We start from the raw sequence: 17,126 nt of genomic DNA, 5'->3' as shown, positions 1-17,126 counted from the left end.
TTTGCTGCCCTTCGCACTATTAGCTGAAACTATTCTTAAGAATTCTACTATCATTTTTAGCAATGATTCTTATCAATGCGCAAATTAACTTCATCTAGGTAAGGAAATCTAATGCCACAAGATAAAATAAATAACCGCCGTATTCTGCTCGCGTCACGTCCTCACGGCATGCCAACCCCTGAAAATTTCAGCTTAGATATTCAACCCATCCCGCAGCCCGCCGCAGGCCAGGTATTGCTTCGCACCCGCTATCTGTCTCTTGATCCCTACATGCGCGGCCGGATGAGTGATGCCCCGTCCTATGCTGCCCCAGTTGAAATTGGCGAGGTCATGGTGGGTGGCGTAGTTTCACGGGTCGAAGAGTCAAAACATCCAGATTTTCAACCAGGAGATTGGGTGCTGGCGGGTAGCGGCTGGCAAGATTATTCACTCTCTGATGGTTCAGATATCCGCAATCTTGGGCCACAATTCTCCCATCCTTCACGTGCGTTAGGTGTTCTGGGTATGCCCGGCTTCACCGCCTATATGGGATTATTGGACATTGGCCAGCCCAAAGCAGGTGAAACATTAGTGGTTGCCGCCGCCAGTGGTGCTGTTGGCTCCGTCGTTGGGCAGATAGGTAAACTGAAAGGATGCAAGGTGGTTGGTATCGCCGGAGGCGCAGAAAAATGCCGCTATGTTGTAGAGGAACTAGGATTCGATGCCTGTCTTGACCATCGGGCAACAGACTTTGCACAACAACTGGAAAAAGTCTGTGCGAAAGGCATTGATATTTATTATGAAAATGTCGGTGGTGCCGTCTTTGATGCCGTTTTACCGCTATTGAACCCTCGGGCGCGTATCCCCGTTTGTGGCTTAATTGCACATTATAATGACACTAATCTCCCCAATGGCCCGGATCGCTTACCCCTGTTACAAAGCATCATTTTACGCAAACGGATCCGGATGCAAGGCTTTATCATTTTTGATGACTATGCCCCGCATTTTGATGACTTCCTTCAGCAAATGACACAATGGGTAGACCAGGGCAAAATCAAGTTTAGGGAAGATTTGGTCGACGGATTGGAGAATGCTCCACAAGCCTTTATTGGCCTGCTTGAGGGGAAAAACTTTGGTAAGTTGGTTATTAGGGTCAGTAACGAATAAAAATCATTAAAATTGGCATGACATTCCGGGGCGGCATAGCCCCGGATATTGTTTTATCTCAATCCTGTTAACGTCGCAAAACTATAACCACTCACCGAATCGGCGAATATAGAACTGCTTCATTAATTGCGCTACGACACAATAACTGATTAAAGTGCCCGCCAACCAAGGGAAATACGCCCACGGCAAAGGTTGCAATCCAACTAATGCACCCAGTGGAGAGAACGGTATATAAATACCGATGGCCATAATTAACCCAGTTGTCAAAAGCACGGGCAATGCAGCGGTACTTTGAATAAACGGAATTTTTTGTGTGCGCAACATATGGACAACTAATGTTTGTGACAATAACCCCTCAATAAACCAACCAGACTGGAACAATGCTTGATGTTCGACACTGTTCGCGGCAAAAACAAACCACATCAGTGCAAAAGTTGTAATATCAAAGATTGAGGATGTGGGCCCAATCCACAGCATAAAGCGGCCTATATTTTTAGCATCCCACTTACGTGGTTTACGTAAAAACTCTTTGTCCATTTTATCCCACGGCAGAGAAAGCTGTGAGATGTCATACATCAAATTTTGCAGCAGCAAATGAATAGCGAGCATTGGCAAGAATGGAATAAAAGCACTGGCCACTAACACGGAGAAGACATTGCCAAAATTAGAACTGGCGGTCATGTTCAAATACTTGATGATATTCCCAAAGGTTTCGCGGCCTTTAATTATCCCCTCTTCCAGCACCATCAAATTCTTTTCTAGCAAAATAATATCGGCTGATTCTTTGGCAATATCCGTACCGGTATCAACCGAGATCCCCACATCAGCATCACGCAATGCAGGCGCATCATTGATGCCATCCCCCAGGAAGCCGACAGTATGACCATTACTTTGTAGCATTTTTAACACCCGCGATTTTTGCAGCGGCGTCAATTTAGTAAATACGGTGCGCAATTCAACTTCTCGCGCCAGTGTTTCATCATCCATATTTTCTATCGCGCGGCCACTCAGTGGTTCACCGGGTTCCAACCCCACATCACGACAGATTTTGGCGGTAATAATAGGGTTGTCGCCTGTTAACACTTTCACGGCAACACCATTTTCGCGTAATGCCGCAATCGCCGCTTCAGCACTCTCTTTTGGTGGGTCAAGGAAGGTTAATAGCCCCTGAACAACTAAATCTCTTTCATCATCAATATTTAGCGGCAACTCACTGGCCTGAGTCCCTAACTCACGTGTTGCCAGCAGTAACACCCGAAAACCATCTTCATTATATTGCGTAGCCAATGCCAGCAATGCAGTGCGGCGTTCTTCATCCATCAGATGAATATCATCACCTTCACGGACATGGGTACAGATGCTCAGCATCTCCTCCACTGCACCTTTGCAGATCAATTTATGTTGCTGCTGCTCATCTTTTACCACAATGGAAAGCCGGCGACGGATAAAATCAAAGGGCAACTCATCCACTTTATTAAAGCTGCGCACAGCATCAATCTCTGGCTTGCCCCGGCTGAATTTGATGACGGCCTGATCCATCAAATTCCGCATACCACTTTGATGAAAACTGTTAAGCCATGCCAACTGCAATATTTTACTGTCATTACTGCCGCGAGCATCTAAATGGTGCTCAAGAATGATGCGATCTTGAGTCAACGTCCCGGTTTTATCAGTGCACAATACATCCATAGCACCAAAATTCTGTATTGCATTCAGTCGCTTAACCACAACTTTTCGCCGCGACATGGCTATCGCGCCTTTTGCCAGGTTAGAACTGACAATCATTGGCAACATTTCTGGTGTCAGCCCTACTGCAACGGCCAACGCAAACAATGCCGCCTCACTCCAGTCCCCTTTTGTGAAACCATTAATCAGTAAGACAATGGGAACCATCACCAACATAAATCGAATCAATAACCAACTAACACTATTCACGCCGCGGTCAAAAGCCGTCTGGGCACGATTACCGACAATCGACTTGGCAAGTGATCCAAAATATGTGTTCCCGCCGGTGGCAACGACCACTGCCATTGCGGTTCCGCTAGCAACGTTAGTTCCCATCAGACAAATATTAGACAGCTCAAGTAATTCACTCTCACTACTGGCATCTGCATCAACAGATTTAGAAGCAATTGACCCCATAGCATCATATTTCTCAATGGGTATAGCTTCTCCAGTCAGGATTGCCTGACTGATAAATAAATCTCTGGATTTAATCAGTCGTAAATCTGCCGGGATCATATCTCCGGCCGATAATAAAATAATATCGCCCGGTACCAACTGCTTAATGGCAATTTCTTGTTTGGCCGGTTGCGCACTATGGCTGCTCCGGCGCAACACTGTTGCCGTGGTGCGCACCATTGATTTCAGTGCTTCTGCCGCTTTATTAGTGCGATACTCCTGCCAAAAACGTAATAACCCACTGATTAGAACCATCGTCACAATAATACCGACGCCAATGAGGTCGGTTTCCTCACCACGTTGACGTGGTAACCAATAATCAGTAAAGAAACTGATTGCAGCCAAAATCATTAAAACAAAAATAAAAGGGTTATTAAATGCAGCCAATAATTGAATTAGTGCGGGGGGAGCTTTCTCATGCGCGACTTGATTTATGCCATATAACTCCAAGCGCTCTCTGGCATCTTCTTCGGTCAACCCATTCAAGTTTGCATTTAGCTTGGAGAGTGTTTGGTCGAGGCTATTTTTAGCCTCGAGTGCAATAGTAAAAGGTTTTTTATTATTATTCCGGCCTGTCACTGTCTTTTTAAATTTGGTCATAACGCTTCTCTTTTAATTCTAAACGCACAGGACTTATCCGCTCAATTATTGAGAGATAAATGTGCTGAACTATTATTGCGCTGCCAATATTATCTTTATATTTAATCAGCAGCGGCTAATTGCGTTAACTCTGGGGTGTTCGTCCATGACAACTCCTTACTACCACATGGGTTAGTTCTATTTATTTTTATTTAAAACAGGTCATAACCATTAATTAATGGCATCCAATACCTGTAATATTTATTTTATTAAACCGGTAACTCAGATGCGATGCGCCAATGAATAGAGCTGACACTACGCTCCAAACTTACACGGCAAACAATACTTTCAATTTCTTTTTGCTCTGCTGGGGTCGCCATAATTTCTGCGCAGACCTCTAATTGACCCGGTCTGGCAATATCCGCACTGCAAAGAGACTGTAGCCGTAAAGCTACACCATTAAGTGCTTGTAAAATTAAAGTCCGAACCAATACTTCATCTTCCGCACCGCAAGTGACTTGGATCCGATACCGGACAACCAAATCGACGGCTTGTTGCTGGGGCTGCATATTAATACGTTGTGCAGCCTCACGTAGTAAAATATTAGCGCAGAGAATAACCCCGGTAGCGACAACCGCATTCCAATACAAACCAAGGCCACAAAGCACGCCAATCCCCGCTGAACACCACAAAGTAGCCGCCGTGTTTAGCCCTCGGATATTCATGCCTTCGCGCATAATAACGCCAGCTCCGAGGAAACCAATTCCAGAAACCACTTGAGCCGCGATTCGGCCCGGGCTATCAGGGGATGTTGCATAGGAACTTAGAATAAATACCGCAGCACCGGTCGCGACAAGTGCATTAGTCCGTAAACCGGCCATACGCTGACGCCATTGTCTTTCCGCGCCAATTAATGCACCCAGACACATAGCCAGTAATAAATTTACGACAAAAGGAGTTAATGCCATGATTCTCTCCATGAATTAATCATTGGTAGAATAATCATGTGCTATTTAGCACACAGGTAATTGTGCTGATATATACCCGAAGGAAAATCAGCAATAACTGCTGTTAGTGCCTGGAGGAAATAGTGCGTGGTTGTTAAATACCATAATAAAAAACCCGAATTAATTCCCTCGACAATTTTTCGTCGAGTTAAAATATCATACCAAATTAATTTTAAGCATAATCAGCAGCTAGCAACGAGATCCCGACAAATAAATAAATGTCAGTAACGCAGATAAAGTCGCACCGCTGTAACTTAAAACAACAGGGTATATTAGGGTATGCACAGCTCAGAAAATACAGAGAGGGTGCTGCCCGCCATTTTTCGGCAAGCAACAAATCGGTTGGGAGATAAGTTAGCTTGCCTTGCTTATTTGACTACTACTTTGCGTATCCATTAGTTTCTCCACCGAAATTTTCCAAGAGTATAGTTGTGAGGGATAATTATGTAAAGGTTATATTTATAAACAAAACTTAAACCAAAAAGCATTAATTAATATTATTGGAATGATAACGTAAATAGCGGTTGCTTTTAATTAGCCAGCATCACCATAAACCCTATTTCCAAAAATAAGCCCTTCGATAAACACTCCTTTGTTGAGACAACCCTAATCTCTGGCTGGGTACAAAACCAAGAACAAATCAGCAAGTCTCTGACACGACTACAGAAACATGAGGAATATTTAAGTCAAATTGCGATCCTGATCTCACTTATGGCTCTAACTATTTTAAGTCCTTTGCCGATAGGTTCTTAAAGGACTGTGATGATTATTTAAATATAGGGGTGAATCAACATAAGTAGCGATGCCAACACCTGAAGTATTGACATTGCCATAAAGCAGCGAGCAACACGGTAATGTCAAGTAGGGTTATCAGGCAAGGACCTTTCCTCGAGCGACTATAGAAACGGAACTAACAATGAAACGTGGAAGTACGCATAAGCCATTGGATATCAAAATAACGCCAGAACATAATAAAGATGCGAAAGTATTATTTGTTAATAACGTGCGTCTGGTCACTCTGTTTATCGCCATTTTGGCGGGAATACTGCTGTTGTTTGCAGCGGCAATTGGTACGTCTGGCTACTTTTTAAAACAAAGTAACCAATCGCTGGAAGAAGCGACTCAAGAACTGGATATTCGTCTGGGCCTGTCCAACAGCTCGGATCACCTACGTACTGCACGCCTTATTTTGATTCAAGCAGCATCATCAGCGCGTATCGGCGACACCCAAGGTTATCAACAGGGTCTGAAAAATGCAGAAAGTCGCATTGCTCAATCACAGCAAATGTTTGACCTCTATTATAACCGCCCTATTAAATCCGAAACTGACACCGCTTTAGATGCACCACTGAAAAAAGCCTACGCAGAGTATCGCAACGATGGGATGAAACCCATGTTGGATGCGACTAAAGAAGGTCATTTTGAAGAAGTTATCTCGTTAGAGGCAGAAAAACTTAATCAGTTGGATGGCGCATACAATGAGCCATTACTAAAAGCACTCAAATATCGTACAGAACTTGCCAATCAAATTAATCTTTCAGCAAAAGAAGAAGCACGCCTGGGCTATCTTCTAATGGGAGGGGCATTTATTCTGGCTATTTTGCTGACATTAATCGCTTTTTTAGTGATAAGCAAAGTCATCATCAAGCCGATTAACTGGTTGGTCGAACGTATTAAGCGCATTGCTCAGGGAGATTTGACACAGAGCGCAGTCCTATTTGGACGCAACGAAATTGGGGTATTAGGGAGTAATATTCAGCAGATGCAGGATTCATTATCCTCTACTGTCGAAGCCGTTCGTAGCAGCGCCGAATCTATATATCAGGGCTCCAGTGAGATAGCTCTGGGCAATACCGACCTCTCCGCACGAACCGAGCAACAAGCAGCGTCACTTGAACAAACGGCTGCCAGCATGGAGCAACTGACGGCAACCGTTAAACAGAATGCAGAGAATGCGCACCATGCCAGCCAATTGGCAGCAAATGCCTCAGGTAAGGCAGCCCAAGGTGGTGATATCGTTAATGATGTCGTCAGCACAATGGATAAAATATCCCTCAGTTCAATGAAAATTGCTGAAATTACTAATGTTATTAACAGTATTGCTTTCCAAACCAACATTCTGGCGTTGAATGCCGCCGTTGAAGCAGCGCGAGCAGGTGAGCAAGGTCGTGGCTTTGCCGTCGTCGCCAGCGAAGTTCGAAATCTGGCCCAACGCAGTGCTGATGCTGCCAAAGAAATAGAACTATTAATTGAAGCTTCGGTTGAGCTCATTGGCGATGGTTCAATTCTGGTTTCTGATGCCGGTAAGACGATGAAGGAGATAGTAACGGCGGTTACCCATGTAACGGATATTATGGGTGAGATAGCATCTGCTTCTGATGAACAAAGCCGAGGTATTAGCCAGGTTGCACAAGCCGTTTCCGAAATGGACAACGTGACGCAGCAAAACGCCTCTTTAGTACAGGAAGCCTCAGCTGCTGCGGCCTCTTTGGAACAACAAGCTGAAATGCTAACCCAAGCGGTTGCGGTATTCCATTTGAAGGGCCGCAACTCTACTGCAGCGCTTAAAACTCCAACATTGACTGCCGCAGGCCAGAATAAAGCCAATATAAATAAAAAACCAAGTGATGACTCGCTAAATTGGGAAACCTTCTAAGTTATCGCTAGCAGCAATTCAACCAAGTTATGATTGAGAAAAGTAAATAAAAAACCGGAGCCGAGATATTTCTCTTGCTCCGGTTTTTTTATTGCCGCTCACTAAAGACTCAGCAGATGAAGGGAGTAAAAATGCTACTGATGAAGTGGCTCAACAAAAGTGCCATCATGGCTGTCAATTTCATTAAAGAACCAGACGCCAGCGGGATAATCCTCCAGCGCAACCAGATACATAACCCCCTCGCTAAACTGTTCTACTTCTAAAACAACCCCTTCGCGTCGTGGGCCGCCATCGGTTTTTACCGTCACCCGATCATTCACTTTCATGATATTACCTTCGATTAAGTCAATGCTGCTAGTGTAGTACAGAATCAGGTGAGAATGATAAGGTTTACGCACCCTAAACGATATGTCTTTGGTGAATATATTGAAGAGAAAGCGATCAAAAAGAGGATGAATTTGATAATTTAATCAGTGCGGTTATGAGGAGGGTTAGCAATTTTAGTTTTGCTTTACATCAGAAAGTAAAAAACCCGCCTTAGCGGGTTTTTTTATAATCAGCCAAAGGCCAATTAGATTGCAGTTACGTTTGCTGCAGACGGACCTTTAGCACCGTTCTCGATAGAGAACTGTACATTCTGGCCTTCAGCCAGGGTCTTGAAGCCTTGATCTTGGATTGCAGAGAAGTGAACGAACACGTCTTTGCTGCCATCAGCTGGAGTGATGAAACCGAAGCCTTTAGACTCGTTGAACCACTTTACTTGACCTTTCATCATGTTAGACATGTTTATTTCCTTTATTAAAAAATTTTGCCACCATGGGCGTGTTATAGCCGGTTATCAGTCGTTACTTATGGAGGCACTATGAAGGAAATTCGTCAGTGAAGAGCTATCAACGATAACGCTTTAAATATGAACCACTTTACTCAAGATGTCGTGCATAAATAGGTCTGTACCACAGGCCGAGACGCATTAACTCATGACCGGCATCTAATAGCAACTCTTTTTAGCAAGCAAACTGAAGATTCTTGTTTGTGTGACTAAAATAAAGTCAAAAAAGCTATTTATTATACTCTTGATGCCTAGTTTTAGGCAGAATAATCACAAAGATTATTATTAATCCGCGATGATAATGACCCGCTTTTAGTACCAAGAGTGAAAAATAGATTCAGCCGCCTGTTTTCATCAGCTTTGTGGAGGGCTAGTGAAAGTTTATCTATTGAATTTGCTATAGTAAGAAGCCGTCCATACCTGAGAGGAATACATGAAGCACAAGTCTGCTACTTTAGATGATGTTGCACTGCAGGCGGGTGTTTCATATCAAACTGTATCGCGTGTTTTAAACCATGCGCCTCATGTTTCGCCTAAAACCCGCAATAAGGTCGAATTGGCGATGGCCGAGTTGAACTATGTTCCCAACCGGGTTGCGCAGCAATTAGCCGGTAAGCATAGCCTGACACTGGGGTTGGCCACCACTGACCTGTCTTTGCATGCCCCCTCGCAAATAGCGGCTGCGATTAAAAGAAAAGCCCGTGAATTAGGCTACAACGTTGTCATTGCCATGGTTGATAACCATAGTGAGCACGCCTGCCAGCAAGCTATAAATGAATTATTGGCCCAACGCGTTGATGGTATTTTAGTCAATGTCCCTTTAAAGTCGAAGCGCAGCCAAAAAATTGCTCAACAATGCGTTGATACGCCAGTGCTGTTCCTTGATGTAGACCCACAATCTACCGCTTTTAGTGTCTTATTCGACCCTAAAGAAGGCGCAATTCAGGGCGCAGAACACCTTATTGCATTAGGCCATCAGCAGATTGTGTTTATCTGTGGGCCCAAAGAGGCTATCTCTGCCCAATTACGCTATCAAGGTTGGTTACAGACACTCAATAAAGCCTCATTAGCACCTCAGGCGGTCTATCACGGTGAATGGAACGCACGGAGTGGTTATCAGGCAACGACAAAGCTCATTACCAGTGCAACCCCCTTTAGTGCCATTTTAGTTGCTAACGACCAAATGGCTCTTGGTGTACTAAGGGCACTCCATGAACACAATATCGAAGTACCCGCTCAAGTCTCTGTCATTGGTTATGATGACACCGCAGACAGTGCCTATTTTCAACCACCACTCACCACTATTAGACAAAACTTCAGATTACTAGGTGAAGAAAGTGTTTCTCGCTTGATTGTCAGGCTGCACCATACAATGACAATTGAACCACCTTCTGAGTCTTTGTTACTCGCTACCAAACTGACCATACGCCAGACAACAGCCACATTTAACCCTAAAGTGCATAAAAGTGAATAAATGCGATCACTCTCGACTATTTAACTAACTGCTATTTACTTTGCTTTCCACTGAATTCATCTTGGTCATATCGTAATTGTGAGCGCATAACATTTATTCTTATCGCTGCCCAAAACAAAAGAATATTCGCAAAATATGAGGCTGATACCATGATGTCACCGCAAAAAACTCAACAACAGGCTAAACCGACCCTAACGCAGATTCTGTCTCGTCGGGATTGGGAAAATCCGCAGGTGACACAATATCACCGCCTCGAAGCGCATCCTCCATTTCATAGTTGGCGTGACCTTGATGCCGCAAAAAGCGACTCCTACTCACCTCAGCGGCTATCACTCAATGGGCAGTGGTCTTTCAGCTATTTTACCCAACCCGAATTAGTGCCTGATGATTGGGCTGAGCATGACCTGCCTGGAGCAAGCCCACTGCCAGTGCCCGCTAACTGGCAACTTCATGGTTATGACAAACCGATTTACACCAACGTGCAATACCCTATTCCCGTCAATCCTCCACGAGTGCCGCAGGAAAACCCAACTGGCTGCTATTCGCAAGATTTTATTTTGGCACCAGACTGGTTAGCGTCAGGGCAAACTCGTATCATTTTTGATGGTGTCAGTTCTGCATTTTATCTGTGGTGTAATGGCCAATGGGTCGGATATTCGCAAGATAGTCGCCTACCCGCCGAATTCGATCTCACTCCTTATTTACAAGCAGGTAATAACCGCATTGCGGTGTTAGTGTTACGTTGGAGTGATGGCAGCTATCTTGAAGATCAGGATATGTGGCGCATGAGCGGGATCTTCCGTGATGTCAGTTTACTGCATAAACCGAATATTCATTTGCGGGATATTCATATTGCAACCCACCTATCTCCTGAATTCAGCTCTGCCAATTTAGAAGTGATGGCGGCAATTAATATCCCACCACTCAGTCTCAATAACCCGCAAGTCACCGGAGCCTATCAAGTCCGCGTACAACTTTGGTTGGCTGATACCTTGGTCACAAGTTTACTGCAACCTCTTGGCTCGCAGGTTATCGACGAGCGAGGCCATTATACTGACCGTACTCAATTGAGCCTTCGCGTAGAAAGCCCGTCATTATGGAGCGCAGAACAGCCTACTTTGTATCGCGCTGTTATTTCCCTACTCGATATTGAGCAAAAACTAATAGAAGCAGAAGCTTATGATGTCGGTTTTCGGCAAGTTGAAATTCATCAAGGCCAGCTGAAAGTTAATGGTAAAGCCGTGTTGATTCGTGGGGTCAACCGTCATGAACATCACCCCCAAACCGGCCAAGCCATAGATAAAAAAAGTATGCTGCAAGACATCATTCTGATGAAACAACATAACTTTAATGCCGTACGCTGTTCCCACTACCCCAATCACCCATTGTGGTATCGCTTGTGTGACCACTACGGGCTGTATGTTGTTGACGAAGCCAATATTGAAACTCATGGAATGCAGCCAATGGTGCGGCTAGCAGATGACCCTCAGTGGTTCTCTGATTTCAGCGAGCGGGTTACCCGAATGGTACAGCGTGATCGTAATCATCCTTGTATTATTATCTGGTCATTAGGTAACGAATCAGGCCACGGAGCCACCCATGATGCTCTCTATCGCTGGATAAAAACCAACGACCCCACTCGACCAGTACAATATGAAGGAGGTGGGGCAAATACTCCTGCTACTGATATTGTTTGCCCAATGTATGCCCGTGTGGATGAAGACCAACTATTTCCGGCGGTACCTAAATGGTCAATTAAGAAATGGATTGGTTTACCAAATGAGTCTCGCCCGTTGATATTGTGCGAGTATGCCCATGCAATGGGAAATAGCTTTGGCGGATTTGCCCGCTATTGGCAAGCATTTCGGCAATATCCTCGGCTACAAGGCGGGTTTGTGTGGGATTGGGTAGACCAGAGCCTCACCCGTAATGATGAAAATGGTCAGCCTTATTGGGCTTATGGTGGCGATTTTGGTGATAGTCCGAATGATCGCCAATTCTGTATGAATGGGCTAGTTTTCCCAGATCGTACCCCACACCCAAGTTTGTATGAGGCACAATGCGCCCAACAGTTTTTCCAATTTTCATTGCTCAGCACCACACCGCTAGTGATAAGCGTAACAAGTGAATTTTTATTCCGCAGCAGTGATAATGAACATCTTTATTGGCGAATAGAATCAGAAGGTGAATTAGTACAGGAAGGAAGTCTCGAGCTAAATTTGCTCCCAGAAAGTACACAACATTACACTCTGTCTTCGCAATTGCCCGCCATCAATAAAGCAGCGAATGTCTGGTTGAATGTTGAAGTCAGACAAGTGGAGAAAACACCTTGGTCGCCAAATAATCATCGTTGCGCTTGGCATCAGTGGCCTTTACCGCAGGCACTGTCTTTCCCCCCAAGACCCGTGGTAGACGTTATTGCGCCAAATAGCCTCCAGTTATACCAAGATGCACATTATATTATCGTGACTAATCAGCAACAACGTTGGCAATTTAGCCGTCAAACTGGGCTGTTAGAACAATGGTGGGTCGGTGATAATGCTATGTTACTGGCCCCATTACGTGATCAATTTGTTCGTGCCCCCTTAGATAACGATATTGGCATCAGCGAAGCAACACGCATTGATCCTAATGCTTGGGTTGAGCGCTGGAAAAAAGCAGGAATGTATAACCTGGAACAGCATTGTTTATCACTACAGGCTGATAATTTATCCAACTCAGTGCAAATTAGTGTTGAATATGGCTATACATTCGCCAACGAACAGCTGTTGCATACACATTGGTTATATCGCTTTGATAAGGATGGTCGAATGACCATTGACGTTAGGGTTCAGGTTGCCGCGTCACTCCCCTCCCCAGCCAGAATTGGGTTGTGTTGCCAATTATCTGATGTCTCAGAAAATGTTGACTGGTTTGGGTTAGGCCCACATGAAAACTACCCTGACCGCCAACTCTCAGCACAATACGGTCATTGGAAGCTACCTCTTAACCAAATGCATACCCCTTATATATTCCCAAGTGAAAATGGGTTGCGCTGCAATACCCAGCGTTTGAATTATGGTCATTGGCAGTTAACAGGTCAGTTCCATTTTGGTATCAGCCGCTACAGTACACAGCAGCTAATGGCTACCAGTCATCAGCATTTACTCCAAGAAGAACCAGGGACATGGTTGAATATTGATGGTTTCCATATGGGAGTTGGTGGAGATGATTCATGGAGCCCCAGTGTCCATAGCGATAATTTGCTGCAAGATAAAATATATCAGTATCAGGTCTGCTGGCAGTACAAAGCCTAAACTTTATTACTGAGAAAAATTTGGAGCTGTGGTCACGTTTACGTTAGTTTCGGATTTATACCTATATTTGTTCATGATAGAGGGTTTTAGAATCAAAACGTTCCAAACATCTCTTGGCCAGTATTGTGACCATGCAATAAAGTAAACATGTAAACTCCTTTGCTAATTTATGCGCCGCATCTTATACGGCGCTTTTTTTTGCTTTCTACTCCAGCAAAATCTTCAAATCCAGCAATACCTTCAAATTTTTACAAAATCCTTATCACTTAAGTGCGGTGTTGCTATGACCTATTTTTAATTATAAGGCTAAGATAGTGACTTAATCATTCGCATGATTTCTGACTTAGTACCTAATGTGATAAGAGGAATATTATGACATCGTCAACACAGCTTCCGGCAGATATGGTCGCGATTGAAATAATGCATTCTGGGGGGCCAGAAGTATTAGTCCCCGTAAAACGACCAATACCTATTCCAGCAGATGGCGAAATACTGGTTAAAGTCACCGCCGCTGGGGTAAACCGTCCAGATGTAATGCAACGCCGTGGGCAATATGCTCCACCGCCCGGAGCTTCGGATATCCCAGGCTTAGAGATTGCAGGTGTTGTGGTTGCAAGCGCCTCAAATGTCAGCCGTTTTAAGGTTGGAGATAAAGTGTGTGGACTTATCGCAGGTGGTGGTTATGCCCAGTACTGTGTCATACATGAAACCAATGCTTTACTTATCCCTGCCAGCCTCACTGATATCGAAGCGGCGGCATTACCCGAGACATTCTTCACTGTATGGGCCAATTTGTTCCAGCGCGGCCATCTAACTGCCGGAGAAACAGTACTTATCCACGGAGGATCTTCTGGTATAGGGACGACGGCAGTTTTATTGAGTAAGGCATTTGGTGCCAAAACAGTCATAGTCACCGTGGGTTCAGAGGAAAAACGCCAGGCATGTTTGGCATTAGGTGCGGATATTGCCATTAATTACCACACAGAAGACTTTGTCGATGAAACCAAACGAGCCACAGCAGATAAAGGAGCCGATGTTATTGTTGATTTAATTGCTGGTGATTATGTCGCACGTAACTATGAAGCGGCAGCTATGAATGGTCGCATTGTTCAAATTGGTACTCAGCATGGCAGTGCTAAAGATCTTAATCTTATGTTAATGCTGCTAAAACGCCTGACACATACAGGTTCCACATTACGTTCGCGTAGTGTTGCAGAAAAAGCGTTAATCGCCAAAGAGTTGGAGCAACAGGTTTGGCCTCTGCTAGGGGAGCACAAAATAAAGCCACAGATATTTCAGACTTTCCCATTAGAAAAAGCAGCCAAAGCCCATGAATTGATGGAAAGCAGTGCGCATATTGGTAAAATTGTCCTGACCGTTTAGCACTGTTTTGCCCTATAGTTAACAGGATTATCAGGTGAAATCTTTGCCCGAGTGATTGCTTTCACCTGATTAATAAATCATATGCTTGTTTTATCCTACCCTTAACTATAACAGTTTTGTAAACTAATTAGTCGAATTGATATACTTTCAATTTACCTTTCCATGCTATTATATAACAAACCATTATGGTTTTATTTTTATGAATTATTAATCACAAGGTTATAATTATGGACATAATTAAAAAAATATTAATCGATGACATCGCAAGAATAAACCAAAAAGAAAATAGAGATGGTCGGTTAAAATTTAACAGCGATTTTGTCTACAAACACCCCTACCTCTGTCTCGCAATGCTAATTTCATACTTTTTTGTCTTAATTTTAATGTACTTAACACCTTATTTTGGTACCGGCTATATGATTGCCTTTACCCTTTTCTTTGTACTGATGTCAGCAATTTTAATGATGGAAATCAAACCCGTCTTTAAGTTTGAAGATATTGGTGTTCTTGATTTACGTGTTTGTTATAACGGTGAGTGGTTCTTTAGCCGTGCATTATCAACACAGGCAATTGAAGAAATATTAAATAGCAAAGATATCAGTGATGATTTTAAGCTTCGCTTTAAAAACATTCTCAGTAATAAAGGTGAAATAGACTTTTATGATGTCTACGATCTTGCCTATCTGCAAAATAAGTCTATTAAAACCAATAATTTGAATGAAAAACCATCATTAACTAATACATCTGCAATCGGACATTAAACATCTGCATCAAAACTTTTTATCCCCTATCGGCAGCCCGGTGGGGATGATTTTATCCTGCAACAAACCCAGCTCTTCAGATAATTAGACCATTATGGTCGCCATCAAAGTTATACCGGGTCTTTATTGCTACAGTCGACGTTCTTAAATTAGCCTTTTACTCAAAAAATCATTATATTTGTTAGGTAAATAACGTTAATAACTCAAAATGATATCTATAATAATGCTATTGCACCTAATAATAAGAGGCCGGTAGATATGGATAAGATTGACGAACAATTGATCGCCATTTTAGCAGAGAATGCACGAATATCCCTGAAAGACCTGGCTCAGCAAGTTGAACTTTCGTCTCCCAGTACATCTGAACGCCTGCGGCGTCTTGAAGAACGTAATATCATCCGCAGCTATACTTTAGACTTAGACCACCGGGCTTTCGGTTATAGTTTGCAGGCCATTGTGCGCGTCAAACCCTTGGCTGGAATGCGGCACATAATGCAAGAAATGATTCAGGGAACCTTAGAATGTGTTGAATGTGACAAAGTGGCTGGTGACGATTGCTTTGTTAGCCGTTTATATATTCATTCTATGGAACAATTAGATACTATTATTGACCGCTGGTCAGAACATGCCGAAATCCAGACTTCAATTGTAAAATCATCCCCCATAATGCGGCGCTTTCCCCCATTAGCGCAGTTAAGTAAAGCAAGCAAAATCTAAAATTTATGATTCAACCCTCACATTATCTATAATAAAAAGTTATTATTTACATAATTTATGTTTAGAAATGGATCGTTGATGAACAGTAATAATCAAAGCCATGCGTTAGATTCATCGATTCTTACGCTGCCTTATAGCACTTGGGATCAAAATGAAACCGAAAGTGCCAGCGCCATAGAAGCCTTAGAGCAAGGTAAAGTACTGTTTTTGCCTCATCTGGCCTTTGAGTTGAGTGAACAGGAAAAACTGTTGCTTGACCCAACATTGGTTGATGTAAAACGTAAAAACATCAGCTTCAAACCGCAGGAAGGCACACTAATCGGCGTCACAGATGCAAGTAAAGTTGCATTAACCCGTCAGCTACTTGAGCGCTATTATCAATGCTGCCTCAGTCTGGTAAATCAATTGCTGCCGGAATATACCACTGCGCTGCGCAGCCCAACCAATAGTCTGCGTTTGCATCCAGTGACTGCCTGGCGCGATAAAACATCATGGCGTAAAGATGATAGCCGCTTACATGTTGATGCTTTCCCATCGCGCCCTAATTATGGTGAACGTATCATCCGTATATTCACCAATATCAATCCGCATGGTGAACCCCGATCATGGCGGGTCGGGGAAGATTTTACTCAACTGGCCAGCCGTTATTTACCACAACTTGATAGCTATTCTCCTATTAGCAGTTGGCTGCAACATAAAGTTGGCATCACAAAACGCCGCCGCAGCCACTACGACCATTTAATGCTCCAACTGCATGATAAAATGAAATCAGACTTGGATTATCAAAAAAACGGCAGACAACAAGCTATTGATTTCCCTTCTGGCAGTAGCTGGATTTGTTTTTCAGACCAAACCCCCCATGCAGCAATGGGCGGCCAATATATGCTGGAGCAAACTTTCTTACTGCCGGTTGAAGGAATGAAACACCCTCAGCAGTCCCCGCTAAAGATATTGGAATCATTGACCCATAAAACGCTGATATAGCGCAAAATCTTCGACAGCCGATTGACTAAATAAAAAATTCGCTGATAAGGCGAGTTTTTTATCTACCCTATAGTGATGCCACAGCACTATCTATGCCCGAGATCATGCAAAAA

At 43.6% G+C, this 17,126-nt stretch carries 12 protein-coding genes; 8 read left to right on the top strand and 4 right to left on the bottom strand.

Features of this window, described 5'->3' with window-relative positions; genetic code table 11:
• Window positions 1–111: 111 nt before the first annotated feature.
• Window positions 112–1,146, top strand: a complete 1,035-nt coding sequence (locus tag YROHD0001_RS06180; RefSeq protein ID WP_004715384.1) for an NADP-dependent oxidoreductase — start codon at window positions 112–114, stop codon at window positions 1,144–1,146.
• Window positions 1,147–1,227: 81 nt separating this feature from the next.
• Here YROHD0001_RS06180 and mgtA read toward each other — a convergent pair whose 3' ends face one another.
• Together mgtA and YROHD0001_RS06190 are read right to left on the bottom strand one after the other, a co-directional pair.
• On the bottom strand, window positions 1,228–3,927 hold the full coding sequence (gene mgtA, locus YROHD0001_RS06185; RefSeq protein WP_004715383.1) for a magnesium-translocating P-type ATPase: 2,700 nt from the start codon (window positions 3,925–3,927) through the stop codon (window positions 1,228–1,230).
• A gap of 248 nt (window positions 3,928–4,175) precedes the next feature.
• Window positions 4,176–4,874: an MgtC family protein gene (locus YROHD0001_RS06190; RefSeq protein ID WP_004715382.1), complete on the bottom strand. Its 699-nt coding sequence runs from the start codon at window positions 4,872–4,874 to the stop codon at window positions 4,176–4,178.
• A gap of 955 nt (window positions 4,875–5,829) precedes the next feature.
• On the opposite strand from YROHD0001_RS06190, the gene YROHD0001_RS06195 reads away from it, so the two are divergent.
• On the top strand, window positions 5,830–7,569 hold the full coding sequence (locus YROHD0001_RS06195; protein WP_032817226.1) for a methyl-accepting chemotaxis protein: 1,740 nt from the start codon (window positions 5,830–5,832) through the stop codon (window positions 7,567–7,569).
• A 134-nt stretch (window positions 7,570–7,703) separates the two neighbouring features.
• Here the strand turns inward: YROHD0001_RS06195 and dsrB are convergent, their stop codons facing one another.
• Window positions 7,704–7,895, bottom strand: a complete 192-nt coding sequence (gene dsrB, locus YROHD0001_RS0118140) for a protein DsrB (protein WP_032817224.1) — start codon at window positions 7,893–7,895, stop codon at window positions 7,704–7,706.
• 245 nt (window positions 7,896–8,140) lie between these two features.
• The gene (gene cspE / locus YROHD0001_RS0118135) at window positions 8,141–8,353 is read right to left on the bottom strand and encodes a transcription antiterminator/RNA stability regulator CspE (RefSeq protein WP_002210893.1); all 213 of its coding nucleotides are present in this window, start codon (window positions 8,351–8,353) and stop codon (window positions 8,141–8,143) included.
• Window positions 8,354–8,831: 478 nt separating this feature from the next.
• Between cspE and YROHD0001_RS06200 the strand changes: the two genes are divergently transcribed.
• The 6 genes from YROHD0001_RS06200 (at window position 8,832) to kdoO (ending at window position 17,013) form a co-directional block, all read left to right on the top strand.
• On the top strand, window positions 8,832–9,872 hold the full coding sequence (locus YROHD0001_RS06200; protein WP_004715378.1) for a LacI family DNA-binding transcriptional regulator: 1,041 nt from the start codon (window positions 8,832–8,834) through the stop codon (window positions 9,870–9,872).
• Window positions 9,873–10,021: 149 nt separating this feature from the next.
• On the top strand, window positions 10,022–13,168 hold the full coding sequence (locus YROHD0001_RS06205) for a beta-galactosidase (RefSeq protein ID WP_004715377.1): 3,147 nt from the start codon (window positions 10,022–10,024) through the stop codon (window positions 13,166–13,168).
• Window positions 13,169–13,540: 372 nt separating this feature from the next.
• Window positions 13,541–14,551, top strand: coding sequence for an NAD(P)H-quinone oxidoreductase (locus YROHD0001_RS06210; protein WP_004715376.1), 1,011 nt, complete (start codon window positions 13,541–13,543; stop codon window positions 14,549–14,551).
• 227 nt (window positions 14,552–14,778) lie between these two features.
• Window positions 14,779–15,312 (top strand): YlaC family protein, encoded by a 534-nt coding sequence (locus tag YROHD0001_RS06215; RefSeq protein ID WP_004715375.1) that lies wholly within the window; start codon window positions 14,779–14,781, stop codon window positions 15,310–15,312.
• A 258-nt stretch (window positions 15,313–15,570) separates the two neighbouring features.
• A complete protein-coding gene (locus YROHD0001_RS06220) occupies window positions 15,571–16,029 on the top strand; it encodes an Lrp/AsnC family transcriptional regulator (RefSeq protein ID WP_004715374.1) in 459 nt (152 codons plus the stop codon).
• Window positions 16,030–16,107: 78 nt separating this feature from the next.
• A complete protein-coding gene (gene kdoO, locus YROHD0001_RS06225; RefSeq protein WP_004715373.1) occupies window positions 16,108–17,013 on the top strand; it encodes a Kdo hydroxylase KdoO in 906 nt (301 codons plus the stop codon).
• Window positions 17,014–17,126: the final 113 nt, after the last annotated feature.

Origin of the sequence: Yersinia rohdei ATCC 43380, assembly GCF_000173775.1 — a bacterium.
Lineage (GTDB): Bacteria > Pseudomonadota > Gammaproteobacteria > Enterobacterales > Enterobacteriaceae > Yersinia > Yersinia rohdei.
The sequence above is the reverse complement of the archived record's forward strand: the minus strand, read 5'-3'. Positions and strand labels throughout refer to the sequence as shown.

Bases quoted from the DNA above. Each gene is read 5' to 3' on its own strand.
- YROHD0001_RS06180 (WP_004715384.1), top strand. From the start codon at position 112: ATGCCACAAGATAAAATAAATAACCGCCGTATTCTGCTCGCGTCACGT.
- mgtA (WP_004715383.1), bottom strand. From the start codon at position 3,927: ATGACCAAATTTAAAAAGACAGTGACAGGCCGGAATAATAATAAAAAA.
- YROHD0001_RS06190 (WP_004715382.1), bottom strand. From the start codon at position 4,874: ATGGCATTAACTCCTTTTGTCGTAAATTTATTACTGGCTATGTGTCTG.
- YROHD0001_RS06195 (WP_032817226.1), top strand. From the start codon at position 5,830: ATGAAACGTGGAAGTACGCATAAGCCATTGGATATCAAAATAACGCCA.
- dsrB (WP_032817224.1), bottom strand. From the start codon at position 7,895: ATGAAAGTGAATGATCGGGTGACGGTAAAAACCGATGGCGGCCCACGA.
- cspE (WP_002210893.1), bottom strand. From the start codon at position 8,353: ATGTCTAACATGATGAAAGGTCAAGTAAAGTGGTTCAACGAGTCTAAA.
- YROHD0001_RS06200 (WP_004715378.1), top strand. From the start codon at position 8,832: ATGAAGCACAAGTCTGCTACTTTAGATGATGTTGCACTGCAGGCGGGT.
- YROHD0001_RS06205 (WP_004715377.1), top strand. From the start codon at position 10,022: ATGATGTCACCGCAAAAAACTCAACAACAGGCTAAACCGACCCTAACG.
- YROHD0001_RS06210 (WP_004715376.1), top strand. From the start codon at position 13,541: ATGACATCGTCAACACAGCTTCCGGCAGATATGGTCGCGATTGAAATA.
- YROHD0001_RS06215 (WP_004715375.1), top strand. From the start codon at position 14,779: ATGGACATAATTAAAAAAATATTAATCGATGACATCGCAAGAATAAAC.
- YROHD0001_RS06220 (WP_004715374.1), top strand. From the start codon at position 15,571: ATGGATAAGATTGACGAACAATTGATCGCCATTTTAGCAGAGAATGCA.
- kdoO (WP_004715373.1), top strand. From the start codon at position 16,108: ATGAACAGTAATAATCAAAGCCATGCGTTAGATTCATCGATTCTTACG.